General features: G+C 72.5%; 24 protein-coding genes. 8 read left to right on the top strand and 16 right to left on the bottom strand.

Annotated elements, in window-relative coordinates; translation table 11 throughout:
* Positions 1-24: 24 nt before the first annotated feature.
* The 4 genes from qcrC (at position 25) to ACRYRX_RS10685 (ending at position 4,422) form a co-directional block, all read left to right on the top strand.
* Entirely contained in the window at positions 25-819 is a 795-nt protein-coding gene (gene qcrC, locus ACRYRX_RS10700; RefSeq protein WP_432512016.1) for a cytochrome bc1 complex diheme cytochrome c subunit, read from the top strand.
* A gap of 49 nt (positions 820-868) precedes the next feature.
* Positions 869-1,900 carry a cytochrome bc1 complex Rieske iron-sulfur subunit gene (qcrA, locus tag ACRYRX_RS10695; RefSeq protein ID WP_432511876.1) on the top strand — a complete coding sequence of 344 codons (1,032 nt, stop codon included), beginning with the start codon at positions 869-871 and terminating at the stop codon, positions 1,898-1,900.
* Positions 1,897-3,570 carry a cytochrome bc1 complex cytochrome b subunit gene (gene qcrB, locus ACRYRX_RS10690; protein WP_432511874.1) on the top strand — a complete coding sequence of 558 codons (1,674 nt, stop codon included), beginning with the start codon at positions 1,897-1,899 and terminating at the stop codon, positions 3,568-3,570. Before qcrA ends, qcrB begins: the two co-directional genes overlap by 4 nt.
* A 90-nt stretch (positions 3,571-3,660) precedes the next feature.
* Positions 3,661-4,422, top strand: a complete 762-nt coding sequence (locus ACRYRX_RS10685; RefSeq protein WP_432511873.1) for an SDR family oxidoreductase — start codon at positions 3,661-3,663, stop codon at positions 4,420-4,422.
* A 32-nt stretch (positions 4,423-4,454) separates the two neighbouring features.
* On the opposite strand, the gene ACRYRX_RS10680 is transcribed toward ACRYRX_RS10685, so the two are convergent.
* From ACRYRX_RS10680 to ACRYRX_RS10645, 8 genes are all read right to left on the bottom strand, one after another.
* Positions 4,455-5,405, bottom strand: coding sequence for a lysylphosphatidylglycerol synthase transmembrane domain-containing protein (locus ACRYRX_RS10680; protein WP_432511871.1), 951 nt, complete (start codon positions 5,403-5,405; stop codon positions 4,455-4,457).
* On the bottom strand, positions 5,402-6,460 hold the full coding sequence (locus ACRYRX_RS10675; RefSeq protein WP_432511870.1) for a L,D-transpeptidase: 1,059 nt from the start codon (positions 6,458-6,460) through the stop codon (positions 5,402-5,404). Before ACRYRX_RS10675 ends, ACRYRX_RS10680 begins: the two co-directional genes overlap by 4 nt.
* 349 nt (positions 6,461-6,809) lie before the next feature.
* The gene (locus tag ACRYRX_RS10670; RefSeq protein WP_432511868.1) at positions 6,810-7,211 is read right to left on the bottom strand and encodes a cytochrome c oxidase subunit 4; all 402 of its coding nucleotides are present in this window, start codon (positions 7,209-7,211) and stop codon (positions 6,810-6,812) included.
* A gap of 5 nt (positions 7,212-7,216) precedes the next feature.
* Positions 7,217-8,887: an aa3-type cytochrome oxidase subunit I gene (ctaD, locus tag ACRYRX_RS10665; RefSeq protein WP_432512015.1), complete on the bottom strand. Its 1,671-nt coding sequence runs from the start codon at positions 8,885-8,887 to the stop codon at positions 7,217-7,219.
* A 95-nt stretch (positions 8,888-8,982) separates the two neighbouring features.
* A complete protein-coding gene (gene ctaC / locus ACRYRX_RS10660; RefSeq protein ID WP_432511866.1) occupies positions 8,983-9,921 on the bottom strand; it encodes an aa3-type cytochrome oxidase subunit II in 939 nt (312 codons plus the stop codon).
* 128 nt (positions 9,922-10,049) lie between these two features.
* Positions 10,050-10,784, bottom strand: coding sequence for a leucyl/phenylalanyl-tRNA--protein transferase (gene aat / locus ACRYRX_RS10655; RefSeq protein ID WP_432511864.1), 735 nt, complete (start codon positions 10,782-10,784; stop codon positions 10,050-10,052).
* Positions 10,785-10,839: 55 nt separating this feature from the next.
* Entirely contained in the window at positions 10,840-11,193 is a 354-nt protein-coding gene (locus tag ACRYRX_RS10650; protein WP_432511863.1) for a HesB/IscA family protein, read from the bottom strand.
* 78 nt (positions 11,194-11,271) lie between these two features.
* A complete protein-coding gene (locus tag ACRYRX_RS10645) occupies positions 11,272-12,663 on the bottom strand; it encodes a dipeptidase (protein ID WP_432511861.1) in 1,392 nt (463 codons plus the stop codon).
* Between the two features lie 79 nt (positions 12,664-12,742).
* Here ACRYRX_RS10645 and ACRYRX_RS10640 point away from each other — a divergent pair, with 79 nt between their 5' ends.
* The 3 genes from ACRYRX_RS10640 to ACRYRX_RS10630 are packed head-to-tail and all read left to right on the top strand — an operon-like array spanning position 12,743 to position 15,306.
* Complete coding sequence (locus tag ACRYRX_RS10640) at positions 12,743-13,333, top strand: DUF3043 domain-containing protein (protein WP_432511860.1); 591 nt, start codon at positions 12,743-12,745, stop codon at positions 13,331-13,333.
* 40 nt (positions 13,334-13,373) lie between these two features.
* Positions 13,374-14,270, top strand: a complete 897-nt coding sequence (locus ACRYRX_RS10635; RefSeq protein ID WP_432511859.1) for a COX15/CtaA family protein — start codon at positions 13,374-13,376, stop codon at positions 14,268-14,270.
* Between the two features lie 25 nt (positions 14,271-14,295).
* Entirely contained in the window at positions 14,296-15,306 is a 1,011-nt protein-coding gene (locus ACRYRX_RS10630; protein ID WP_432511858.1) for an aldo/keto reductase family protein, read from the top strand.
* A 56-nt stretch (positions 15,307-15,362) separates the two neighbouring features.
* On the opposite strand, the gene ACRYRX_RS10625 is transcribed toward ACRYRX_RS10630, so the two are convergent.
* From ACRYRX_RS10625 to ACRYRX_RS10590, 8 genes are all read right to left on the bottom strand, one after another.
* Positions 15,363-15,572, bottom strand: coding sequence for a hypothetical protein (locus tag ACRYRX_RS10625; RefSeq protein WP_432511856.1), 210 nt, complete (start codon positions 15,570-15,572; stop codon positions 15,363-15,365).
* A gap of 14 nt (positions 15,573-15,586) precedes the next feature.
* On the bottom strand, positions 15,587-16,996 hold the full coding sequence (locus ACRYRX_RS10620; protein ID WP_432512014.1) for an MFS transporter: 1,410 nt from the start codon (positions 16,994-16,996) through the stop codon (positions 15,587-15,589).
* Positions 16,997-17,141: 145 nt separating this feature from the next.
* Positions 17,142-18,215 carry a quinone-dependent dihydroorotate dehydrogenase gene (locus ACRYRX_RS10615; protein WP_432512013.1) on the bottom strand — a complete coding sequence of 358 codons (1,074 nt, stop codon included), beginning with the start codon at positions 18,213-18,215 and terminating at the stop codon, positions 17,142-17,144.
* Between the two features lie 35 nt (positions 18,216-18,250).
* Entirely contained in the window at positions 18,251-19,558 is a 1,308-nt protein-coding gene (locus ACRYRX_RS10610; protein ID WP_432511855.1) for an MFS transporter, read from the bottom strand.
* Between the two features lie 169 nt (positions 19,559-19,727).
* Positions 19,728-20,759 (bottom strand): Gfo/Idh/MocA family protein, encoded by a 1,032-nt coding sequence (locus tag ACRYRX_RS10605; RefSeq protein WP_432511853.1) that lies wholly within the window; start codon positions 20,757-20,759, stop codon positions 19,728-19,730.
* A gap of 34 nt (positions 20,760-20,793) precedes the next feature.
* Complete coding sequence (locus tag ACRYRX_RS10600; RefSeq protein WP_432511852.1) at positions 20,794-21,150, bottom strand: DUF779 domain-containing protein; 357 nt, start codon at positions 21,148-21,150, stop codon at positions 20,794-20,796.
* A gap of 1 nt (position 21,151) precedes the next feature.
* Positions 21,152-22,675 carry an aldehyde dehydrogenase gene (gene adh, locus ACRYRX_RS10595; protein WP_432511850.1) on the bottom strand — a complete coding sequence of 508 codons (1,524 nt, stop codon included), beginning with the start codon at positions 22,673-22,675 and terminating at the stop codon, positions 21,152-21,154.
* A gap of 88 nt (positions 22,676-22,763) precedes the next feature.
* Complete coding sequence (locus ACRYRX_RS10590) at positions 22,764-24,020, bottom strand: GAF domain-containing protein (RefSeq protein ID WP_432511848.1); 1,257 nt, start codon at positions 24,018-24,020, stop codon at positions 22,764-22,766.
* A gap of 161 nt (positions 24,021-24,181) precedes the next feature.
* Here ACRYRX_RS10590 and ACRYRX_RS10585 point away from each other — a divergent pair.
* Positions 24,182-24,587: nicotinate-nucleotide--dimethylbenzimidazole phosphoribosyltransferase (locus ACRYRX_RS10585; RefSeq protein ID WP_432511846.1), on the top strand; the 406-nt coding region annotated here is incomplete at its 3' end.

The following is a 24,587-nucleotide window of genomic DNA, read 5'->3' as shown; positions in this document are numbered from 1 at the left end:
CTCAGCGCCCGGCGGCGCCACCCCATGGCCGTCGTCGTGCTGATCGCGTTGGCGCTCCTCCTCGTCGGCGGCCTCTACGCGGCCCTGGCCCCCCGCGAGGCGCAGGCCACCACCGCGACCGCGTCCGCCGACGACATCGAGGCGGGCAAGAAGCTCTTCCTGGCCAACTGCGCCACCTGCCACGGCGTCAACGCCGAGGGTGCTGCGGTGATCGAGGGGAAGAACGCCGGCCCCTCGCTCATCGGCGTGGGCGCCGCGGCCGTCGACTTCCAGGTCGGCACCGGCCGCATGCCGCTGTCCCAGTCGGGCGCGCAGGCCCCCGAGGTCGACAAGGTCCGCTTCACCCAGGAGCAGATCGACCAGATGGCGGCGTACATCGCCTCCCTGGCCCCGGGCCCGGCCATCCCGACCGAGGAGCAGCTCGCCACCGAGGACGTGACCGACGAGCAGGTCGCCCGCGGCGCGGCGATCTTCCGCACCAACTGCGCCATGTGCCACAACTCGCAGGGCAAGGGCGGCGCGCTGACCGCCGGCAAGTACGCCCCGGACCTGACGAACACCTCGGCGAAGCACATCTACGAGGCCATGCAGACCGGCCCGCAGTCGATGCCGGTCTTCAACGACAACAACATCAGCCCCGAGGACAAGACGGCCATCATCGCCTGGCTGACCGACCGCGGCGGCGAGAACACCCGGGTCGACCCGGGCGGGCTGACGCTGGGCTCCCTGGGCCCGGTCTCCGAGGGCCTGGTCGCCTGGATCGCGGGCATCGGCGCGCTGATCGGCGTCTCGGTCTGGCTGGGGATGAAGTCCTCCTGATGAGCACCACCACTGGCTACAACGCGAAGGAACCGGACGGGCAGGGAGCATGAGCGACATCGAACGCGCCGACGAGGCGCACGGGCAGCCGGGGACCACCCTGGCCAAGCCCGGGGGCGGCGTTCCCGACCGCTTCGAGAACCCGGGCCTCCCGCCGCACAAGCACCGGATGGGCGACACCGACCCCAAGGCCGCCAGGCGCGCCGAGCGGCAGGTCGCCTTCTTCCTGCTGCTGTCGATCCTCGGCTCGATCGGGATCATCGTCTCGATCGTCGCGATCAAGTACGACGGCAGCTTCGAGCGGATCAGCCTGTCGACCAAGGCCATCGGCCTGTCGATGTTCCTGTCGCTGTTCGCCCTCGGGATCGGCGCCGTGCACTGGGCCAAGACCCTCATGCCCGACGACGAGCGCATCGACATGCGTCACCGCCAGCGCGGCACGACCGCCGAGCGCGAGGAAGCCGTCGCCATCCTCAAGGAGGGTGCGGCCGAGGCCGGGCTGGGCCGGCGCCCGCTGATCCGCAACACGCTCATCGGCGCCCTGGCCCTGTTCCCCATCCCCGCGGTGTTCTTCTTCCGCGACACCGGCCCGCTGCCGGGCAACGACCTCTCCGTCACGATGTGGGAAGAGGGCACCTACCTGGTCAAGGACCCCGAGGGTGGGCGCATCCGCGCCGCCGACGTGACGCTGGGCTCGGTCGTCCACGTCCTGCCCGAGGGCATCGAGGAGGTCGACCACCCGCTCAACGAGAAGGCCAAGTCGGCCGTGCTGATCATGCGCCTCGACGAGGGCCTGCTCACCGAGAAGCAGAACGAGTGGGGGGTCGACGGCACCGTCGCCTACTCCAAGATCTGCACCCACATGGGCTGCCCCGTGGCCCTGTACGAACAGCAGACCCACCACCTGCTGTGCCCCTGCCACCAGTCGACCTTCGACCTGACGCAGGACTGCAAGGTGATCTTCGGCCCCGCCAAGCGTCCTCTCCCCCAGCTGCCCATCGCGGTTGACGACGAGGGGTACCTGGTGGCGACGAGCGGCTTCCACGAAGCCGTGGGCCCGAGCTTCTGGGAGCGCGGATGAGCACCATCGACAAGGCGGCCGGCGGCGTCGCCAACTTCGCCGACGACACCGTCGGCGCGAGCAAGGTCGTCAACGGGTTCGCCCGCAAGATCTTCCCCGACCACTGGTCGTTCATGCTGGGCGAGATCACGCTGTACAGCTTCGTGATCCTGCTGCTGACCGGCACGTTCCTCACGTTCTTCTACGAGCCGAGCGCGGCCGAGACGACCTACTACGGCCAGTACATCCCGTTGTACGGCCAGCACGTCTCCGAGGCGTACGAGTCCTCGCTGCGGCTCTCGTTCGACATCCGCGGCGGTCTGCTCATGCGGCAGGTCCACCACTGGGCGGCCCTGGTGTTCGTCGCGGCGACGATCGTGCACATGGCCCGCGTGTTCTTCACCGGCGCCTTCCGCAAGCCGCGTGAGATCAACTGGGTCATCGGCGCGCTGCTGGCGATCCTCGCGGTGTTCGAGGGCTTCACCGGCTACTCGCTGCCCGACGACCTGCTCTCCGGCACCGGCATCCGCATCGCCCAGGCGATCATCCTCGCGGTGCCCGTGGTCGGCAGCTACATCAGCTTCTTCCTGTTCGGTGGCGAGTTCCCCGGGACGGACTTCATCCCGCGGTTCTTCACCATCCACATCCTGCTGCTGCCCGCCGTCCTCCTGGCGCTCATCGCCGTCCACCTCATGCTGGTCGTCGTGCACAAGCACACCCAGTACCCCGGCCCCGGCCGGACCGAGGACAACGTCGTCGGCTTCCCGCTGTTCCCGGTGTACATGGCGAAGGCCGGTGGGTTCTTCTTCATCGTGTTCGGCGTCATCGCCGCCCTCGGGGCGCTGGTGCAGATCAACGCGATCTGGGCCTACGGCGCGTACGACCCCTCACCCGTCACCGCCGGTTCGCAGCCGGACTGGTACATGGGCTGGCTCGACGGTGCGGTCCGCCTCATGCCAGGGTGGTTCGAGTTCGAGCTGTGGGGCTTCACCTTCTCGATGAACATCTTCATCCCCACCACGGTGGTGATCCTGTTCACGATGGGCGTGATGGTCCTGTACCCGTGGATCGAGCAGGCGGCGACGGGTGACCGTCGCGAGCACCACCTGCTGGACCGGCCGCGCAACCAGCCGACCCGCACCGCGCTGGGCGTCATGGCCCTGACGTTCTACGTCCTGCTGTGGATCTCCGGCGGCAACGACATCGTCGCCCACATGATGAACCTGTCCATCAACGACATCACCCGGACGCTGCGCGTCCTCGTGTTCGCGTTGCCGGCCCTGGCCTTCGTCGTGACCAAGCGCATCTGCCTCGGGCTGCAGCGCAAGGACCGCGAGAAGGCGCTGCACGGTCGCGAGACCGGCCGCATCGTGCGCCTGCCGCACGGTGAGTTCATCGAGGTCCACGCCCCCCTGACGGACCTGGAGCGCTGGACCCTCGTCCAGCACGACGTCCTGCGTCCCATGGAGATCGAGGACCGCCTCGACGCCGGCAACCCCGGCACCCTGTTCGGCAAGATCCAGCGTCGCCTCTCGAAGTTCTACTTCGAGGACCGCGTCGAACCGGTGACGCCGGCCGAGCTGGCCGCGTCGCACCACGACCACCACGGCGAGATCGGCGGCGGCCACGCCGACGAGATCGACCACGCGAGCAACCCGGCCATCACGACGACCCAGACGACGCACGGCTGATCAGCTCCACCACACACGGCCCCCCCGCCACCGGCACGGGGCCCTTCTGTCGTGAGGACCCACCCCTTCGAGCAGTTAGGCTCCCACCCCGTGACCAATCCCCTCACCCCTGGCAGCCTCTCCGGCAAGCGCGCCCTGATCACCGGTTCCTCGCGGGGCATCGGTGCCCAGACCGCGACCTACGTGGCCGAGGCCGGCGCTTCCGTCGTGATCAACTACCGGAGCAAGGCACCGCGCGCGGAGAAGCTCGTGGCCTCCCTCACGGAGGCCGGTGCACAGGCCATCGCCGTCGGCGCGGACCTGACCGACGCCGGATCGGTCACCGCGATGTTCGACCGCGTGCGCGAGGAGTTCGGCGGGCTGGACCTGCTCTTCCTCAACGCCTCCGGAGGCATGGAGCAGGGCATGGCGGAGGACTACGCCATGCAGCTCAACCGCGACGCGCAGGTCAACGCGCTGGAGACCGCGCTCCCCCTGATGGCTCCCGGCTCGCGCGTCGTGTTCGTGACGAGCCACCAGGCGCACTTCATCAACACCGTCGAGACGATGCCGGAGTACGAGCCCGTCGCGCGCAGCAAGCGGGCTGGGGAGGACGCGCTGCGCGCCCTCATCCCCACGATCGAAGCCGCGGGCGTCGAGTTCGTCGTCGTCTCCGGGGACATGATCGAAGGCACCATCACGGCCACGCTCCTGGAGCGTTCGAACCCCGGCGCCCTGGCCACCCGCAAGGAAGCCGCGGGCAAGCTGTACGACGTGGCGGAGTTCGCCGCCGAGGTGGCGCTGGCTGCCGTCGAGCCGATCCCGGCCGACCACACCCGCTACGTCGGGGACATCTCGAGCTTCACGGGCTGAGACCGCTCACCGTCGGACGCCGGCGGGCGAGCTCAGACCGCCCGCCGGCGCCGCAGCCACAGCAGCGCGAGCCAGGCGGGCGGGACCCGCAGCCAGAAGGTCAGCGCGCGGTGCAGGAGGGCAGCGGAGAGCGCCGCCTCGGCGGGCACGCCCGTCGCCACCAGCCCGGCCGCCAGGGCCGCCTCGGAGGCACCGATCCCCCCGGGGACGGGAACGGCCGCGGTGACGGCGGAGCTGCCCACCACGACCAGGACGAGCAGCGCGACGGGCGGCTCCCCGCCCACGGCCCGTGCGCAGCAGGCGAGGGTCGCCGCGAACCCCAGCGGCACCGCCAGGTGCCCCAGGAACGCCACCCCGATCCGTCCCGGGTGGGTCAGTGCGCGCCGCAAGGGCGGCCACTCGGCCCGGACGGGCTCGACGACCTTGGCCGTGACGAACCGACGCGCCGGCGGCCACCGACGCACCACGACGGCGACCACGACCACGATCCCGGCGGCGACGCCCAGGACGGGCCACGGCAGGGAGACGGCGTTCTCGGGGTCGCGACCGGCCACGACGAGGCAGCCGACGATCAGCAGGGCCGTCACGACGAACGACGTCGACTGGACGATGCCGATCGTGGTGGCGGCCACGGCCAGGGGCAGTCCCCGCTGCTGCAGGTAGCGGACGGTGAGCGCCACCCCACCGGTGCTGGACGGTGTCACGAGGTTGACGAACGACGTCGCCAGCCAGACCAGCGTGGTCTGCACCACGGGGAGCCGCACCGGCGACAAGGCGGTCATCGAGGCCACGTTGCCGAACAGCGGCACCAGGGCGCAGGCCGCGGCGGCCCAGAGCCAGGCCGGGTCCGCCGACCGCAGCCGCTCCCCCAGGTCCGCGGCCTCCAGCCGGCGGACGAGCACCACGACGGCCACGACGGTGGCGACCGCCAGGACGACCCGCCACAGCCGGCGCGCCGCCCTGGTCCGACCCGACCGGTTCAAGCCGGCAACGCCGACCCTCGCTGCCACTGCTCGTACGTCTGGTTCCACACGTTGAAGCCGTTGCCGGGCTCGATGCCGCGGTCGCTGCCGGTGTAGACGACGACGTCACCCACCTTGGAGTTCTCGAACATCCACCGGGCGTTCTCGGTGCTCATGCCGGTGCAGCCGTGGCTGACGTTCGCCCTGCCCTGGGACGCCACCGACCACGGCGCGGCGTGCAGGAACTCACCGGAGTTGGTGACGCGCAACGCGTACTTCACGTCGACGTTGTAGTAGTCGGGGTCGTCCTGCCCGATGCCGGTCGTCTCGGAGTTCATCTCCCGCGACTCCTCCAGGCTCATGATGACCTTCGTCCCGCTGCGCGTGACGAACTTGCCGCCGCTGCCCGACTGGCCGAGGGTCACCGGGATGGTCTTGAGGACCTCCCCGTCCCGCGTGACGGTCAGGGTGTGGGCGGCGATGTCGACGGTGCTGACCATGGCTGAGCCGACGGTGAAGTCGATGTCGCGGGTCGTCCCCCACACGCCCGGGGAGACCTCGACTCCCCCGAGGTCGACGTCGAGGTGGACGGCGGAGCGGGCCGGCCAGTACTCAGCGGGCCGGAACTCGACCTTGGTGTCCGACTGCCAGTTCCAGGAGCCCACGACGGCCTGCGGCGAGGCGGTGACCTTGAGGTTCTGCTCGACGACACCGCGGCGGTCGTCGGCGATGGGCGCGTCGAAGGTGACGATGATCGGCATGCCCACGCCGACCTCCTTGCCCGACAACGGGGCGACCGCGGGGAACGCCGTCTCGGCGGGCGTGAGCGTCGTCAGGGTGGAGTCCTGGGTCGTGGGCTCACCCGACCGGTCGGCGGCGACGGCGTGCACGGAGTAGCCCGTGCCGACGGTCAGGCCGGCGGCGGACGTCCACGTCGTCCTGGCCTCGTCGAGGGTTCCCGGTACCGCGGTGCCGTCCGCGGCGGTGAGCGTGACCTCGGTGAGCGTGCCGTCGATGACCGTCACGGTCACCGGTGCGTCGGGACGCACGTCGAGCGCGGCGTTCGCCGGGCTCACGGTGATCCGCGCCGGCGTGGCTTCCGGGGTGCTCGACGACGGAGCGCCGGACGCGCCCGACCTCGACTGGCAGCCCGCCACGACCGGCACGACCGCGGCCGCCAGCAGTGCTCCGACCAGCGTGCGCCGACGCACCGACGGATGGATGTCCTTGATCACCGTGTCTCCCCCGAGGCGTGGACGCCCCCTCGTGCTGTCCCCCGCCGGCCATCCTCGCACTCCGGCGGTCCAACGACAGGACGCGACGCACACCCGTCCTGTTGCACGGTGGTACGTCACGGTTCGATGACGTCGCCGGGGACGACGAAGGGCCCCGCACCGTGGTGCGGGGCCCTTCGTGCGAGCGGGCTCAGTGAGCGTGCTCGCCCTTGTAGTACTCGAAGACCCATCCGACGATCATCGGGATCGTGACGACGACGCCGATGAGCCAGAGCCACCAACCGACGGCGACACCGAAGAAGGTGATCGCCCCGCCGGCGGCCAGGTACAGCGGCCACCAGGAGTGCGGCGAGAAGAAGCCCTGCTCGCCGGCGCCCTCGGAGATGTCGGCCCGCGGGTTGTCCTCGGGACGCTCGTCGATCCGGCGGGCGGTGATCGTCAGGTAGGTGCCGACGAGGACGGCCAGACCACCGGTGAGCAGCAGGGCGATGAAGCCCACCCACTCGTCCCACTGGGTCAGCAGCCCGTAGACGAAGGCGACGGGGATGAAGAAGAGGATCCCGCCGGAGAACAGCCAGGTTTCAGGCTTCATCGGTGTCAGTGCCCCTTCTGAACGTCTTCACGGCCACGACGGTCGGAGCCGCCGTACACCGCATCCAGCAGGTTGCCGCCACCGTCGTGGTTGTCGTGCGCCGCGACCTCGGGGTGGTGCAGGTCGAAGGCGGGACGCTCCGAGCGGATGCGCGGCAGGGAGGTGAAGTTGTGCCGCGGCGGGGGGCAGGAGGTCGCCCACTCGAGGGAGGCGCCGTAGCCCCACGGGTCGTCCACCGTGACCTTCTCGCCGAACCGGGCGGTCCGGTAGACGTTCCAGAGGAAGGGCAGGAAGGACAGGCCCAGCACGAACGACCCGATCGTGGAGATCTGGTTCATGGTCGTGAAGCCCTCACCGACGAGGTAGTCGGCGTACCGGCGCGGCATGCCCGCCGCACCCAGCCAGTGCTGGATGAGGAAGGTGGTGTGGAAGCCGACGAACAGCAGCCAGAAGTGCAGCTTGCCCCAGCCCTCGTGCAGCATCTTGCCGGTGAGCTTGGGCCACCAGAAGTAGAAGCCGGCGAACATCGCGAACACGACCGTGCCGAAGACGACGTAGTGGAAGTGCGCGACCACGAAGTAGGAGTCCGACAGCTGGAAGTCCAGCGGCGGCGCGGCCAGGATGACGCCCGTGAGACCACCGAAGAGGAAGGTCACGAGGAAGCCGACGCTCCACAGCATCGGCGTGTCGAAGGTCAGCGACCCCCGCCACATCGTCCCGATCCAGTTGAAGAACTTCACCCCGGTCGGGACGGCGATGAGCATCGTCATGAACGAGAAGAACGGCAGGAGGACCTTGCCGGTCACGTACATGTGGTGCGCCCAGACCGTCACGGACAGACCGGCGATGGAGATCGTCGCGAAGACCAGGCCCTTGTAGCCGAAGACCGGCTTGCGGCTGAACACCGGGAAGATCTCCGTCACGATGCCGAAGAACGGCAGCGCGATGATGTAGACCTCCGGGTGACCGAAGAACCAGAACAGGTGCTGCCACAGGATCGGACCGCCGTTGGCGGCCTCGAAGACGTGGGCGCCCATGATCCGGTCGGCGGCCAGGGCGAGCAGCGCGGCGGCCAGCACCGGGAAGGCCATGAGGATCAGCACGCTGGTGATGAGCGTGTTCCAGGTGAAGATCGGCATCCGGAACATGGTCATGCCCGGGGCGCGCATGCAGATGATCGTGGTGATGAAGTTGACCGCACCCAGGATCGTGCCGAACCCGGAGAAGGCCAGGCCCATGACCCAGAGGTTGCCGCCCAGGCCCGGGGAGTGGACGACGTCCGACAGCGGCGCGTAGGCGAACCAGCCGAAGCTCGCGGCCCCGCTCGGGGTCAGGAAGCCGGCGGCGGCGATGAGGCCCCCGAAGAGGAAGAGCCAGTACGCGAACATGTTCAGCCGCGGGAAGGCGACGTCCGGAGCACCGATCTGCAGCGGCATGATCGCGTTCGCGAACGCGGAGAAGAGCGGCGTCGCGAACAGCAGCAGCATCACCGTGCCGTGCATGGTGAACGCCTGGTTGTACTCGTTCTTGGTGGCGAACACCTGCATGCCGGGCTCGAACAGCTCGGCGCGGATGAGCAGCGCCATGATCCCGCCGAGGAGGAACCAGATGAACGAGGTGACGAAGTAGAGGTTGCCGATCACCTTGTGGTCGGTGCTGGACAGCCAGTTGGCCATGACGCGACCGCGCGAGCGCGGCAGGACGGCCCCCAGCGGCTGGCGCGACGTCACGCGCGCGGCGGTGCCGGGAAGGTCGAGGCTCTCAGCAGCCATCAGTTCTCCTCCTCGTTCGAGTGGACCGAGTCGGCCTGGACGTTGGCGAGCTCCTCGTCACCGGCCAAGGTGGTCGGCAGCGAGCCGGTCTGGCCGGAGGCCTCGAGGTCGTCCAGGTGCTGCTGGTACTCCTCGGCCGAGACGACCTTGACGTTGAAGAGCATCTCGGAGTGGTACTCACCGCACAGCTCGGCGCACTTGCCCTTGAAGTCGCCCTCCTTGGTGGGGGTGACCTGGAACTTGTTGGGGCTGCCCGGGATCATGTCCATCTTCATGAGGAACGCGGGGACCCAGAAGGAGTGGATGACGTCGCGGGAGTACAGCTCGAACTCCACGGTCTCGTCGACCGGCAGGTAGAGGGTCGGCAGGGACTCCTCCACCCCGGGCAGACCGGTCAGGTCGGCCTGGCGTCCGGTGTCGTAGACCCCGGGCTGGGCGGACTCGCCGTTGCCGTCGAGGTAGTTGAAGTCCCAGGACCACTTCTTGCCGACGACCTGGATCGTGACGGCGGGGTCCTTGGACGTGTCGAGGATCGCCTGCTGGTCCCGCGCCACGTAGTAGAAGAGGACCCCGACCATCATGACCGGGACGATCGTGTAGAGGATCTCGATCGGCATGTTGTACCGGACCTGCGCGGGCAGCTCCGGGTCGTTCTTGCGGCGGCGGTAGGCCACCACGCACCAGATCGTCAGCCCCCAGACGAGGACGCCGACCACCAGCGCGGCGATCCACGAACCGTCCCAGAGCGCCGAGATGCGCCCGGTCATGTTCGTGGCCCCGATGCTGTCGTCGGGGAGGAAGAAGTTGCTCGCCGAGGCGTCCGGCCAATCCCCCGCGCAACCGGTCAACAACAGCGCCGCGCCCCCGGTGAGGGCGCCGGCGACCAGCGCCTTGGGGGGACGGCGACGACGCGTCGCGCCCGAGTCTCGCGTGCCCAACGTCGGCCTTCCCACGTGCGTGCAGTGAACGGGGACGATCTGTGTCCGCGACGCGTTGGTCTTGGGCAGGCTCGTCCCTCCGAGGAGAGACTACCCCCCGTCGTAGGCGATCGGCCGTTCGGGGCGCGTCATGTCCGAGGAAGTTCGGGGCCGTCCAGCAGCGGGGGCACCGGCCGGGCCAGGGCCGTCCTCAGCATCGCGCGGTAGGCGCCGCGCGGGACCTCCTCCACGCCCAGCGTGGCGAGGTGGTCGGTGCGCCACTGCACGTCCACCAGCCGGCCGCCGGCACCGTCGGCGACCAGGACGTCGGCCAGGGCCACCACGGCCGCCTTGGACGCGTCGGTCACGCGGTGGAACTTGGACTCGGCGGCGAACAGGCCGCCCAGGCTCACGCCGTACAGGCCCCCGACGAGCTCGCCGTCCTGCCACACCTCCACCGAGTGGGCCCAGCCGAGGCGGTGCAGGCGGCCGTAGGCGTGCGCGACCTCGCCGGTGATCCAGGCGCCGGGGCGGGAGGGGTCGGCGCACCCGGCGACCACGGCGTCGAAGGCCGTGTCGAGCCGCACCTCGAAGCGGCGCAACGACCGCCGCAGGGACCGGGACACGTGCACGCGCTCGGGCACCAGGACCCCCCGCGGGTCCGGGGACCACCACCCGAGGGGCCCGCGCCCTCCCCCGCCCAGCCCCATGGGGAAGAAGCCGTTGCGGTAGGCGTCCAGCAGCGTCGCCGGGTGCAGGTCGCCGCCGGAGGCGACGAGGTCCTCCCCGTCCTCGGTCCGCAGGTCCTCGAAGCCGAACCGCGCCGGCCCGACGTGGGCGCGGGGGCGCCCCGACGGCGTGCGGGGGAAGGGCGCGCCCCACACGCGATCGGCCCCCGCACCCGGGAGGGGTGCGGGGGCCGTGGTGCGGGACGGGCCGTCAGCTGAAGGAGTCACCGCAGGCGCAGCTGCTCCCGGCGTTCGGGTTGTCGATGGTGAAGCCCTGCTTCTCGATGGTGTCGGCGAAGTCGATCGTCGCGCCGTCGAGGTACGGGGTGCTCATCTTGTCGACGACGACCTCGACCCCGTCGAAGTCGCGCAGCGCGTCCCCGTCGAGGGTGCGCTCGTCGAAGTAGAGCTGGTAGATGAGGCCCGAGCAGCCGCCGGGCTGCACGGCGATGCGCAGCCGCAGGTCGTCGCGCCCCTCCTGCTCGAGCAGCGTGCGGACCTTGGTCGCGGCCACGTCGGTCAGCAGGACCCCGTGGGTGGGGGTCGTGTCCGTGGTGGAGGTCATGTGCATCGTCTCCGGAAGCGATCGCGGGGCTGTCGTCGGGTGCAACCGCGGCCAGGCGCGGTCTGTTCCCCGACGAGGTTACGACTCGCGGGACAGGCCGTCGAGCAGGAGCACCTCGCCCAGGCACGCGCGGGCGAAGTCGGCCAGGTGCAGGGACTCGTCGGCCCCGTGGGCCCGCGAGTCCGGGTCCTCGACCCCCGTGACGAGGATGGCGGCCCCCGGGTAGACGGCGGACAGGTCCGCGACGAAGGGGATGGACCCTCCCATCCCCATCTCCACCGCGGGGGCCCCGAACGCGGCGCTCAGCGCCTCGCGGGCCACCGCGTGCGCCCGCGAGGAGGTGTCCGCCGAGAAGGCCTTGCCCTCCTCGCCGTCCGCGACGTGGACCCGGGCGCCGAAGGGGGCGTTGGCCAGCAGGTGGCGGCGCAGCGCCGTCATCGCGGCCGACGGGTCCTGGCCGGGGGCGATGCGCATGCTGATCTTGGCGCGGGCCGAGGGCACGAGGGTGTTGCTGGCCCGGTCCACCGGCGTGGCGTCCAGGCCGATGACGGAGATCGCCGGCTTCGTCCACAGCCGGTCGGCGACGGTGCCCGTCCCGGCCAGCCGGACCCCCGGCAGCACCCCGGCGTCGGCGCGGAAGGTCGCCTCGTCGAGGTCCACGACGGGCGCGGCGGAGCTGTGGAGCCCGTCGACCGCGACGTCGCCGTTCTCGTCGTGCAGCGTGGCGATCAGCCGTGCCAGGACCGTCAGGGCGTCCAGCACCGGCCCGCCGTTGACGCCGGAGTGCACCGCGTGGGAGAGGACCTCGACCGTCACGTCGCAGTCCACCAGCCCGCGCAGGGTCGTGGTCAGGGCCGGCACGCCCACGCGCCAGTTGCCCGAGTCCGCCACCACGATCACGTCGGCGGCCAGCGCCTCGCGGTGCTCGGCCAGGAACGCCGCGAAGGTCGGGGAACCGATCTCCTCCTCGCCCTCCACGAAGACGGTCACGCCGACGCCGTCGTCGGGCCCCCACGTGGGCAGCAGCGTGCGCAGCGCGTGCACGTGGACCATGACCCCGGCCTTGTCGTCCGCCGCGCCGCGGCCGAAGAGCCGGCCGTCGCGCTCGGTGGGCTCGAAGGGCGGGCTGGACCAGTCCTCCTCGCGCCCGGGGGGCTGGACGTCGTGGTGGGCGTAGAGCAGGACGGTCGGCGCGCCGGCCGGGGCGGGGCGGTGCCCCACGACGGCCGGGTTCGACTCCAGGTCCCCCGCGCGGGCGGTCAGCACGTCGACCCGCGCCAGCCCGGCGCCCCGCAGCAGCTCGGCCACGGCCGCGGCGCCGGCGTGCACGTGCTCGGCGTCGAAGGCGCGGGCGGACACGCTGGGGATCCGCACCAGGGCCTCCAGGTCGCCCCGCGTCGCGGCGTCCTGGGCCGCCGACGCCGCGCGCAGGAGCTCGAGGCGGTCGTCCGGGAGGGTGTGCTCGCTCACGGGCGAGACGCTACTCGAGCGCCCCGCCAGGACGGTGGACCCGGTCCCGGGCCCCGCGCGGTGACGTACCCTTCATCTCGTGTTCGGACGCTCGAAGGAGAAGCCAGCCCCCACCGCGGAGGCGCCCGCCGTCGAGCTGACGAAGGTCGGTGGCAAGGGACGCCCGACGCCCAGGCGCAGCGAGGCGCAGGCCCGCAACGCCCGGCCCCTCGTCCCGGCCGACCGCAAGGCCGCCCAGAAGCTGAGCCGCGAGGCGCAGCGCGAGGCGCGGGCCAGGATGCAGTCCGCCCTGCTGACCGGGGACGAGCGCTACCTGCCCCTGCGCGACCGCGGCCCGCAGAAGCGCTTCGTGCGCGACGTCGTCGACGCGCGGCGCAACGTCGGGGAGTACTTCCTCATCATCGCCGGGATCTCCCTGGTGCTGTCGATGGTCGCCCAGCCCCTCGGCTCCACGACGCTCGTGCTGGCCACGACCGCCCTGATCTACGGGATGCTCGCCGTCGTGGTCGTCGACAGCGTGCTGCTCGGCCGCCGGGTCCGCCGCCGGGTCACCGAGAAGTTCGCCGAGCCCGAGCGCGGGCTGGTGTCCTACGGCGTGACCCGCGCGCTGCAGATCCGCCGCATGCGGCGCCCGGTGCCGATGGTGGCCCGCGGCGCGCACCCGAGCTGACCCCACCGCAGCACCGAGCAGAGCAGGACCGGACCGAACCGTGACGCACTCCCGCGCCGTCCGCTGGACGACGACGGTCGCCCTGGCCGTCAGCATCCTCATCATCGTCACCGGCGGTGTCGTCCGGGTCACCGGCTCGGGTCTGGGGTGCCCCACCTGGCCCCGCTGCACGGACGACTCGTTCACCTCCGCCACGGTCGACACCGGCATCCACGGCGCCATCGAGTTCGGCAACCGCGTGCTGACGGCGGTCATCGTCGTCGCCGTCGGCGCCGTGATCATCGCCTGCCTGCTGCAGAGGCCGCGGCACCGCACCCTGCTGTGGTCGGGCTGGGGCCAGTTCCTCGGGGTCCTGCTCAACGCCGTGGTCGGGGGCATCACGGTGCTGACGGGCCTGAACCCGTACGTCGTGGCCGCCCACTTCGTCGCGGCCGTCGCGCTGCTCGTCTCGGCGACCGTCAGCTTCGACATCGCGCACCGGTCGGTGATCCCGGCCCCCGCCCCGGCCACCCGGCGCCTCGCGCGGTGGCTGGTCGCGGTCACCGGGGTCGTCGTGGTCGTCGGCACCGTCGTCACCGGGGCCGGGCCGCACCCCGGCGACAGCGCCGAGATCCACCGCATCCCCGTCGACTGGACGCTCGTGACGGTCGTCCACGGGGCCGCCGCCGTCCTGGCGCTGGCGCTGTCCGCCGTCGTGGTGGTGGTGGCGCGCCGGGCCGGGGACGCGCTGGTGGCCCGCCGCGCGACCATCCTGCTCGCCCTGTTCGTGGCCCAGGCCGCGCTCGGCCTCTACCAGAGCCTCGACGGCCTGCCGGGCCTGGCCGTCGTCCTGCACCTGGGCGGGGCCGCGCTGACCGCGGCGGGCGCCACCCGGGTGCTGCTGGCGGCCCGGTCGGCCACGGTGGACCGCACGCGGCCGGCGGCCCTCGCCGTCTGAGTCGTCTGGCGTTAGGTTCGCGACCATGGAGTTCAGACACCTCGGCCGCAGCGGCCTGAAGATCTCGGAGATCACCTACGGCAACTGGCTGACCCACGGCTCGCAGGTCGAGAACGACGCGGCCATCGCGTGCGTGCACGCGGCGCTCGACGCGGGGATCTCGACCTTCGACACCGCCGACGTCTACGCCAACACCGCCGCCGAGACGGTCCTGGGCACCGCGCTGAAGGGTCAGCGCCGCGAGAGCCTGGAGATCCTCACCAAGGTCTACTTCCCGACCGGTCCCCGCGGCCACAACGACTCGGGCCTGTCCCGCAAGCACGTCCTGGAGTCGATCAACGGCTCCCTGCGCCGGCTGGGCACCGACCACGTCGACGTCTACCAGGCCCACCGCTGGGACGTGTCGACCCCGGTCGAGGAGACGATGCAGGCCTTCGCCGACGTGGTGCGCTCGGGCAAGGCGCTCTACATCGGCGTCAGCGAGTGGACCGCCGACCAGCTGCGGCAGGGCCGCGAGCTCGCCGACCAGCTCGGTTTCCAGCTCATCTCGAACCAGCCCCAGTACTCGGCGCTCTACCGGGTCATCGAGGAGCAGGTCGTGCCGGCCTCGCGGGACCTGGGCATCTCGCAGGTCGTCTTCTCCCCCGTCGCCCAGGGCGTCCTCACCGGCAAGTACACCCCCGGCGGGGCGCCGCCGGAGGGCAGCCGCGCGACGGACGAGAAGGGCGGCAAGCAGATGATCAGCCGCTGGATGCGCGACGACGTGCTGTCGCGGGTCCAGGAGCTGAAGTCGGTGGCGAGCGAGCTGCAGCTGTCCATGGCGCAGCTCGCCGTGGCGTGGGTGCTGCAGAACGACAACGTCGCCGCCGCGATCATCGGCGCCTCGCGCCCGGAGCAGGTGCACGAGAACGTCAAGGCGTCCGGGGTGAAGATCCCCCAGGAGCTGATGGCCAAGATCGACGCCGTGCTCGGCGACGTCGTCGAGCGCGACCCGGGCCGCACGGCCGCCGGGACCCCCACCGAACGTCCGTCCTGACCGCGGGACCGACGGTCCGCTGAGCGCGGCCGGCCACCGGCGGTGGCCGGTCGCGCTCAGTCGGCGGGGCGCAGCGACAGCGGCCCGTAGGCCCTCGCCCCGTCGGCCCACAGGTGCGCGTTCTCGACGCCCTGCTCGCGCAGCCCCCGCCACGCCTCACCGATCCAGGTCTCGGCGTCCGACTGCGTCGGGAACACCGTCCCCTCGGCCTCGACGGGCCGGCCCTCGGCGTCCTCGTACGTCCACGTCCACTGCGTCGCCCTCACCCGGGCGACGCTACTCAGTGGACCCGGTGCTTGGCGACCGACGCGTCGTGAGCCCCGTGGTGCGGCGCGGTGCGGCGGCGCAGGTCGACGACGGCGAGGGCCAGGGACAGCAGCACCAGGCCCAGGGAGACTCGCAGCCCGTGCGACAGGGCCTGGCCGACGAGGGCCTCGTCCCCACCCCCGCCGTCCGCGGCGAGGGCCGAGAAGAAGACGGCGGTGGCGGCGGCGACCCCCACGGCCGAGCCGACCCGCTGCCCGGTCTGCAGGACGCCGCCGGCGACCCCGGCGACGGAGCGGGGGACGTCGGCCAGCGTGAGCGTCTGGTTGGGTGAGATGACCAGCCCGCTGCCGGCACCGGTGAGCGCGAGGCACGCCGACAGCGCGATCGCCCCGCCGGTGCCCTGGACGGCCGCCGAGACGACGTCCGCGGCCGTCAGCCCGAGCGCGACGAGGACGAGCCCGACGACCACGACGGTGCGCCCACGAGTGGAGACGAGCCGCCCCCCGACCTGCGAGGTCAGGGCGGACAGGACCGCGAACGGCGTCTGGACGAGCCCGGCCTGCCACGGCGCGAAGCCGAGCCCGGACTGCAGGTACAGGGTCACGACGAGGAAGATGCCGGTGAACCCGGCGAAGTAGGCGATGCCGACGGCGGCCCCCACGCTGAACGAGGGGGTCCGGACGAGGGCGCCGGGCACGACGGGGTCGCGCCCGAGGCGCCCCTCCCGGCGTTCCCACCCGACGAACGCGGCCAGCAGCGCGGCACCCGGCACCAGCAGGACCCAGCGCCAGGGCGCGTCGTCGCGGCCGGTGGTGAGGACGAAGGGCAGCATCCCGACGACGGTGGCGGCCCCGAGCAGGACCAGCCCGACGGCGTCCAGGTGGAGCCGTCCGCGCCGGCGCGGCGGGGGCGCGGGCAGCCACCGCCGGGCCAGGGGCAGCAGCACCAGCCCCAGGGGAACGTTGACGAGGAACACGCCGCGCCACCCCTCGGCTTCGCCGAAGACGGCCAGGATCGCTCCGCCGAGCAGCGGGCCGACGGCCGTGGAGACCCCGATGGTGGTGCCGAAGGCGCCGAAGGCCCGTCCCCGTTCGGCGCCGGTGAACAACTGCTGGATGAGCGCGAGGACCTGCGGGTTGACCAGACCGGCCGACATCCCCTGCAGGACGCGCACCACCGACAGCTGCCAGGCGTCCTGCACGAGACCGGCGACGGCGCTGGTGAGCACGAACGCCGTCAGCCCCACGAGGAACATCCCCCGCCGGGAGTACAGGTCGCCCACGCGGCCCGCGGGGACGAGCACCAGCCCGAAGGCCAGGGCGTACCCGGCGACGATCCACTGGACCTGGCTGGGCCCGGCGCCGAGAGAACCCTCGATGGACGGCAGGGCCACGTTGACGATCGAGACGTCCAGCAGGGTCATGAACCCCACGGCGAGGCAGACGGCGAGGGCGCGCCAGCGGTTCGGGTCCGGTGCGGGTGCGGCGTCGGTCACTGCTCTCCTCGGGCGAGTTCGTCGGGGCAACTGACTCTCACCCGGCGAGCGGGCCCCCACAACCCGGGACGGTCTAGCGGTCGGTCTCCCGGCGGGTGCGGCTGGCGGCCAGCTCGGCGAGCACCCGCCGGGCCCAGCCCGGGCCCTCGTAGATGAACGCCGTGTACGCCTGGACGAGCGAGGCCCCGGCCTCGAGCCGCTCGGCGACGTCGGCGGCGGTCTCGATGCCGCCGACCCCGATGAGGACCAGCGACCCGTGGGTGCGGGCCGACAACCGGCGCAGCACCTCCAGCGAGCGTTCCTTCAGGGGGGCGCCCGACAGGCCCCCGCCCCCGGCCGCCGCGACCTCGGCCGCGGGCGTGCGCAACCCCTCGCGGCCGATCGTGGTGTTCGTCGCGACGATGCCGTCCAGGCCCGTCTCGACCGCGAGGTCGGCGACCGCGTCGACGTCCTCGTCCGACAGGTCCGGGGCGATCTTCACGAGCAGCGGGACGCGCCGGTGCGCGGCGGCGTCGGCGGCCTCCCGGACGGCGAGCAGGACGGGCCGGAGCTTCTCGACGGCCTGCAGGTCCCGCAGCCCCGGGGTGTTCGGGGAGGAGACGTTGACGACGAGGTAGTCGGCGTAGGGGGCCAGCAACCGCGCCGACGTCGCGTAGTCGGCGGCGGCGTCGGCCTCGTCGACGACCTTGCTCTTGCCGATGTTCACGCCCACGACGACGGGGTGGGCCGGCGGGGCGGCGCGGAACTGCCGCAGCCGCCTGGCGACGACCTCGGCGCCGTCGTTGTTGAAACCCATGCGGTTCACGACGGCGCGGTCGGCGACGAGCCGGTGCAGCCGGGGTCTGGGGTTGCCCGGCTGCGGCAGGGCGGTGACGGTGCCGACCTCGACGCAGGAGAACCCGAAGTGGCTCAGCGACGTCAGCCCCGTGGCGTTCTTGTCGAACCCGGCCGCCAGCCCCAGCGGGGTCGGGAAGTCGATGCCCAGGACGCGCGTGCGCAGCCGTTCGTCGTCCTCGACGAACGCGCGGCGCAGGACCTGCGGGGCGACCGGGAGCCGTCCGGCCAGGCGCATCCCGGCGAAGGCCCAGTGGTGGGCGGCTTCGGCGTCGATGCGGGTCAGGACGTGCCGGTAGAGGGTCTTGTACACGTTTCCACCGGCCACGCCCTGCAGCCTAACCGTCCTCAGCCGAGGGAGGCCGTGCGGGTCTCCCGCAGCAGCGCCAGCGCGATCAGGCTGACGACGGCCGTCCCGGCGAGGTAGTAGCCGACCCAGCTGACGTCGTGCGCCGCAGCGAGCTTGACCGCGGTGTACGGCGCGAGCGAGGCCCCGAGGATCGAGCCGGAGTTGAACGCCAGCGAGGCTCCCGTGTACCGGACGTTGGTCGGGAACAGCTCCGGCAGGTACGCGCCGATCGGGCCGAAGACCAGGCCCATGAAGAACAGCCCGGCGCACAGCCAGACCATGACCTTCCAGGTCTCCCCCGACCCCAGCAGCGGCCCGGTGAGCAGCCCGACGACGGCACCGCCGACCATCGCGGTGGCCAGCACCGGGCGGCGGCCGAAGCGGTCCGACAGGACGCCCGACAGCGGGGTCGCGATCGCCATGAAGACGACGGCGACGCACAGCATCAGCAGGAAGTCCTGGCGCTCGTAGGACAGCGCCCCGGTGCCGTAGCTCAGCGACCACGTGGTGGTCAGGTAGAAGAGCGTGTAGGTGAGCATGACCGAGAAGGCGCCCAGGACGACGGTCTTCCCGCTGCGCCGGAAGGTCTCCGCGACGGGCACCCGCACCTGCTGGTGCTCGGCCAGGGCCTTGGCGAAGACCGGCGTCTCGGACAGGCTCAGCCGGATCCACAGCCCGAGGACCACCAGGAGCGCGCTGAGCAGGAACGGCACCCGCCAGCCCCACGACATGAACGTCTCGTCGCTCATGTTCGTGGCCAGCACGATGAACAGGGTGTTGGCGATGATGAACCCGAACGGCGCCCCGAGCTGCGGGAACATCCCGTACAGCGCGCGCCGGTTGGCCGGGGCGTTCTCGGTCGCCAGCAGCGCCGCACCGCCCCACTCCCCGCCGAGGCCGAACCCCTGGCCGAAGCGCAGTAGGCACAGCAGGACCGGGGCGAGGTTGCCGACGCTGGCGTGCGTGGGCAGGACGCCGATGAGGACGGTCGAGACGCCCATCACGAGCAGCGCGGCGACGAGGGTCGTCTTGCGGCCCACGCGGTCGCCGAAGTGGCCGAAGAGGATCGACCCGACGGGCCGGGCGATGAAGGCGATCGCGAAGGTGGCCAGCGAGGCGAGGGTGGCGGCGGTCTCGTTGCCCGAGGGGAAGAACAGCGCCGGGAACACCAGCACGGCGGCGGTGGCGTAGACGTAGAAGTCGTAGAACTCGATCGTGGTGCCGATGAGGCTGGCGGCCGCGACCTTCCCGACGGGGTTGGTGGCGGCGGGCGCGCTGGTCTGCGCCGAGGTGGAGGCGGGGCCCATGACTTCGAGGAACCTTCGGGACGAGGGGCGGGTGGTCCGCCCCAGGGGTCCTCCTGTCCGGGCGGTCGACACCCGGTGTGGCGTTGCACCGGGGTCGCCGTCGTGCCTCCGGGTGTGGGGCGATCGTACGCCCCGCACCGGGAGCTCTCCAAAGGGCGAGACGCCCGTCTCAGTCCTTGAGACGGATGACCTCGCGGTCCTCGATGGACGCCCGGGCGGCGTCCACCACGAGGCACGTCCGGAACGCGTCCCACGGGTCGACCGGGACCGGCCCCTCCCCCCGCACCGCAGCGGCGAAGGCCGTGTAGAAGTCGGGCCAGCGCCCCTGCTCGGACGGCACCCGCCGCACGGTGCCGCCGGCGAGGGCGACGACGCCCCAGCGGCTGCGCGGTTCCGCACCCCACGCCGCGCCCAGCGACACCGGGGTGCGCCCGGACAGCAGGACCTCCTCCTGCACGTCGATGGGCGAGTCGAGCACGAAGGTCCCCCGCGTCCCCGTCAGGCGGAACCGCGGCGCCGGCAGGGACTGCTTCCACGACCCCGACAACTCGGTCCGCACCCCGCCGGCGTGCTCGAGCTGGATCCGGAAGTCCGTCTCGGCCCCGTCGCCGCCGCGGGCCTGGGCGGCCACCGAGCGGGGCTCGCCGAACAGGTGCAGGGCCTGGTCGACGAGGTGCGCCCCGAAGTCGCGCAGCAGGCCGCCCCCCGCGGCCGGCGGGTCCGTCGGGTCCCAGCGCTCGAAGGCGGACTCGAAGCGCACCACGTCGCCGAGCTCCCCGTCGGCCAGCACCCTCTCCAGCGTCAGCAGGTCCGAGTCCCAGCGGCGGTTCTGGTACGGCGACAGCAGCACCCCGGCCGCCTGCGCCGCCTCGATCGTGCGGCGGGCCGCGGCGGCGTCCAGCGCGAACGGCTTGTCGCACACCACCGGCAGGCCGAGGGCGATCGCCTCGTCCGTCAGCGCCGTGTGGGTGGCGGCGGGCGTCGAGATCGCCACGGCCTCCGCTCCCGCGGCCGCCGCCTCGGCCAGCGAGGCCACGACCCGCACGCCCTCGTGCTCGGCCCGGGCCTGCGCGGCGCGCTCGGGGTTCGTCGTGACGACGAACCCCAGCCGGGCCCCCACCGCACCCCCGATGATCGGGGCGTGGAAGTAGCGGGCTCCCCCGCCGTAGCCGACGAGGGCGAAGGTCACGGTCTCGGTCACGGCAGAACGCTACCGACCGTCCACCGCCCGGCGCTCAGGTGCGGCAGACGTCCGAGCGTACGATGAAGCGGACCCCGTCCGGCGCCTCCAGGGAGAACCCGGCGCCCCGGCCGGGGACCAGGTCGATGGTGAGCTCGGTGTGCGACCACCGCAGGAACTGCTCCTTGGACATCCACACCCCCACCGTGAAGGCCTCGGCCCCCTCGCGCGCCGGGACCCGCACGTCGCCGAGGAACTCGTCGGCGTCGGAGACGATGAACTCCCCGTCGGGGAAGCACATCGGGGAACTGCCGTCGCAGCACCCGCCCGACTGGTGGAACATCAGGTCCCCGTGCCGGGCCCGGAGGCTGCGGAGCTCGTCCGCAGCCTCCGGGGTGAGGCCGACGGGCACCTCAGAAGAACCCGAGCTTGGAGGTGGAGTAGCTGACCAGCAGGTTCTTCGTCTGCTGGTAGTGGTCGAGCATCATGCGGTGGTTCTCCCGCCCGATGCCCGAGCTCTTGTACCCGCCGAACGCCGCGTGGGCCGGGTAGGCGTGGTAGTTGTTCGTCCAGACGCGGCCGGCCTGGATGCCGCGGCCCATGCGGTAGGCGAGGTGGATGTCGCGGGACCACACCCCGGCCCCGAGGCCGTAGAGGGTGTCGTTGGCGATCTTCAGGGCGTCGTCGGGGTCGCCGAACCGCGCGACCGAGACGACGGGACCGAAGATCTCCTCCTGGAAGATGCGCATCGAGTTGTCGCCCTCGAACACCGTGGGCGTGACGTAGTACCCCCCGGACAGCTCGCCGCCGAGGTCGGCGCGCTCCCCACCGGTGAGCAGCCGGGCGCCCTCCTTCGTGCCGATGTCGATGTAGGACAGGATCTTCTCGAGCTGGTCGTTGCTCGCCTGGGCCCCGATCATCGTGTCGGTGTCCAGCGGGTTGCCCTGCTTGACGGCCTTCGTGCGCTCCAGCGCGTCGGCGAGGAAGGTGTCGTAGATGCCGTCCTGGATGAGCGCTCGCGACGGGCAGGTGCAGACCTCCCCCTGGTTGAGGGCGAACATCGTGAAACCCTCGAGGGCCTTGTCGTAGAAGTCGTCGCGGGAACGGGCGACGTCGTCGAAGAAGATGTTCGGGCTCTTGCCGCCCAGTTCCAGCGTCACCGGGATGAGGTTCTGGCTGGCGTACTGCATGATCAGCCGGCCCGTGGTCGTCTCGCCGGTGAAGGCGATCTTGCGGATGCGCGGGTTGCTCGCCAGGGGCTTGCCGGCCTCGGCGCCGAACCCGTTGACGACGTTCACGACCCCCGGCGGCAGCAGGTCGCCGATGAGGTCCATCAGCAGCATGATCGAGGCCGGGGTCTGCTCGGCCGGCTTGAGGACGACCGCGTTCCCGGCCGCGAGCGCGGGGGCCAGCTTCCAGACCGCCATCAGCAGCGGGAAGTTCCACGGGATGATCTGGCCCACGACGCCGAGCGGTTCGTGGAAGTGGTAGGCGACGGTGTCGTCGTCGATCTGGGAGATCCCGCCCTCCTGGGCGCGGACCACGCCGGCGAAGTAGCGCAGGTGGTCCACCACGAGGGGCAGGTCGGCGGCCAGGCACTCCCGGACGGGTTTGCCGTTGTCCCAGGTCTCGGCGACCGCCAGCTTCTCGAGGTTCTGCTCGATCCGGTCGGCGATCCGGTTCAGGACCAGGGCGCGCTCGGCGACCGGGGTCCGGCCCCAGGCCGGTGCCGCGGCGTGCGCGGCGTCCAGGGCGCGTTCGACGTCGGCGGCGGTGCCGCGGGCGACCTCGGTGAAGACCTGGCCGGTGACCGGGCTGGGGTTCTCGAAGTACCCGCCCTCGGCGGGGGCCACGCGTTCGCCCCCGATCCAGTGGTCGTAGCGGTCCTGGTACTGGACCACGCTGCCGGGGCGTCCGGGTGCCTCGTAGACCGTCATGGCGACCTCCACGGTAGGGACCGGCGACTGCTCCGTCGCCGTGGCCCCACCCTGCGGCGGGGCGCGTTGCAACCCCGTTGCAGGCGGGTCAGCCCTGCAGGCGCTGCAGGCGGGCGACGGCCTCGGCCCGGCCGGGGTCCCCCGGTCCCAGCCGGGCGACCAGGTCGCGGGCCACGACGGCGTCCTCGCGCCCGGGCGCGGTCCGGGAGTACTCCAGCAGCGCCTGGTCGTCGTCGCCCTCCAGGACGGCCGAGCGCAGCTCCAGCCGCAGCTCCTCGCGCAGGTCGCGGACGCCGGGGGCGTCCGAGCCGGGCAGCAGGTCCCCCGTCCAGGCCCGCACCGCCTCGCGGGTGCGCCCGGCGCGCAACGCCTCCCGCAGGTCCAGGGCGTCGCAGCGCAGCTCCCCCAGCAGCCGGTACGGCGCCGGGCAGACGTCCAGCGCCCCGCGGGTGCGGTCGGCCAGGACCGCCCGCAGCCGGTGCACCTCGGCCCGGACCGAGACCGGGGCCAGGTCGCGGTCGTCGAGGTCCGCGGCCAGCTGCGCGGCCGACCACCCGTCCCGGGGACCCGTGCTCAGCAGCACGAGGAGCTCGCCGTGCCGCAGGGACAGCGGCCGGCGCTGCCCGGCGCTCTCCAGGACCGGGGCGGGCCCCAGCACGGTCAGCCGCGGCCTGGCGGGGGTGCCCGCGGCCCCCGGGACCAGCCGGCGGCGCACCGCGGCGACGCGCAGCTCGCCCTCGACGGCACCCACGGCGGCGCGGACGAGCTCCAGCGCGCGCTCGCGGCCCAGGTCGTCCCCACCGGTCAGGTCCAGGACGCCGAGCACCTGCCCGGTCACCGGGTCGCGCACCGGGGCCGCCGAGCAGCTCCACCCCGCCACGGCCGTCGCGTAGTGCTCACCCCGCCGGACGCGGACGGGGCGCTCCAGCGCCAGCGCCGTGCCCGGGGCGTTCGTGCCGGCGACGTCCTCGCTCCAGCGGGCGCCCTCGACGAAGGCCATGGCCTCGGCGGCCCGGCGCAGCCCCGGGTCGCCCTCGACCCACAGCAGGGTGCCGTCCCGGTCGCTGACGGCCATCAGCACCGGCACCCCCAGCGGCTCGGCCAGCAGCAGGCGACGGGCGGTCGGCAGGACCGCGGCCAGCGGGTGGGCCTCCCGGCGGGAGCGCAGGTCCGCGGGGTCGGCCAGCACGGGCGGCAGGACCCGGTCGGGGTCCAGGCCGGTGCTGCGCGCCCGCCACCACGAGGAGGAGACCAGTGCGCGGGCGCCGGGCAGCGGAGTGCCCACGACCCCGCTGGCGGTGGACGCCAGCCAGTCCTCGCGCGCCCTGGACAGACCTGCCGACACCGGTGACCTCCCGTCGGGCCCTCCCTCGGACCCGGGTACGCAGAACCGTAGGCGGGGGTCGCCGACCGGACAACCCCGTCCCCCCCGGACGGGCGGGAGGGGGCCGGGGAGGGTGGGAGCATGCCGGGAGCACACGCCGGTCCCGTCCCCGAGGAGTCCCGATGACCGACGGCCCGCGGCCGTTGAACCTGCGCGAGATCGCCGAGGGCCTGCGGTCCCCGCACACCCCCGCGGCCCGGCCGCGCCGGGTGGCCCCGCTGCTGCCGGCCTCGCGCGCCGACCAGCTGGCCCGCTGGCTGGCCGGGACGCAGGACCGCGACGTGCCCCGCCCGGTCGACCGGGCGCGCCTCGTGGTGTTCGCCGGCGACCACGGGGTCGCCGCCCGCGGGATCTCCCGCCTGGAGCCGGGCTGGGGGGGGGGGGGCGGCGCGGGGCGGGGGGGGGGGGGCGCGGCGGCCCCCCGCGGCGGCGTCGTGGCTGTCGGCCGCGGGGTCCCTCGCGGCGCTGCTGGGGGTGCTGTCGGCCTGGTCCGCCCCGGCGCAGGACCGGCAGGGCCGGCTGCCGGCG

The organism is Kineococcus lubricus (assembly GCF_050871965.1).
Classification (GTDB): Bacteria; Actinomycetota; Actinomycetes; order Actinomycetales; family Kineococcaceae; genus Kineococcus.
The sequence above is the reverse complement of the archived record's forward strand: the minus strand, read 5'-3'. Positions and strand labels throughout refer to the sequence as shown.

What these genes read in the sequence shown, in the direction of transcription:
- qcrC (WP_432512016.1), top strand. Translation starts at nt 25, where the DNA reads ATGGCCGTCGTCGTGCTGATCGCGTTGGCGCTCCTCCTCGTCGGCGGC.
- qcrA (WP_432511876.1), top strand. Translation starts at nt 869, where the DNA reads ATGAGCGACATCGAACGCGCCGACGAGGCGCACGGGCAGCCGGGGACC.
- qcrB (WP_432511874.1), top strand. Translation starts at nt 1,897, where the DNA reads ATGAGCACCATCGACAAGGCGGCCGGCGGCGTCGCCAACTTCGCCGAC.
- ACRYRX_RS10670 (WP_432511868.1), bottom strand. Translation starts at nt 7,211, where the DNA reads ATGAAGCCTGAAACCTGGCTGTTCTCCGGCGGGATCCTCTTCTTCATC.
- ctaD (WP_432512015.1), bottom strand. Translation starts at nt 8,887, where the DNA reads ATGGCCAACTGGCTGTCCAGCACCGACCACAAGGTGATCGGCAACCTC.
- ACRYRX_RS10650 (WP_432511863.1), bottom strand. Translation starts at nt 11,193, where the DNA reads ATGACCTCCACCACGGACACGACCCCCACCCACGGGGTCCTGCTGACC.
- ACRYRX_RS10630 (WP_432511858.1), top strand. Translation starts at nt 14,296, where the DNA reads ATGGAGTTCAGACACCTCGGCCGCAGCGGCCTGAAGATCTCGGAGATC.
- ACRYRX_RS10620 (WP_432512014.1), bottom strand. Translation starts at nt 16,996, where the DNA reads ATGACCCTGCTGGACGTCTCGATCGTCAACGTGGCCCTGCCGTCCATC.
- ACRYRX_RS10610 (WP_432511855.1), bottom strand. Translation starts at nt 19,558, where the DNA reads ATGGGCCCCGCCTCCACCTCGGCGCAGACCAGCGCGCCCGCCGCCACC.
- adh (WP_432511850.1), bottom strand. Translation starts at nt 22,675, where the DNA reads ATGACGGTCTACGAGGCACCCGGACGCCCCGGCAGCGTGGTCCAGTAC.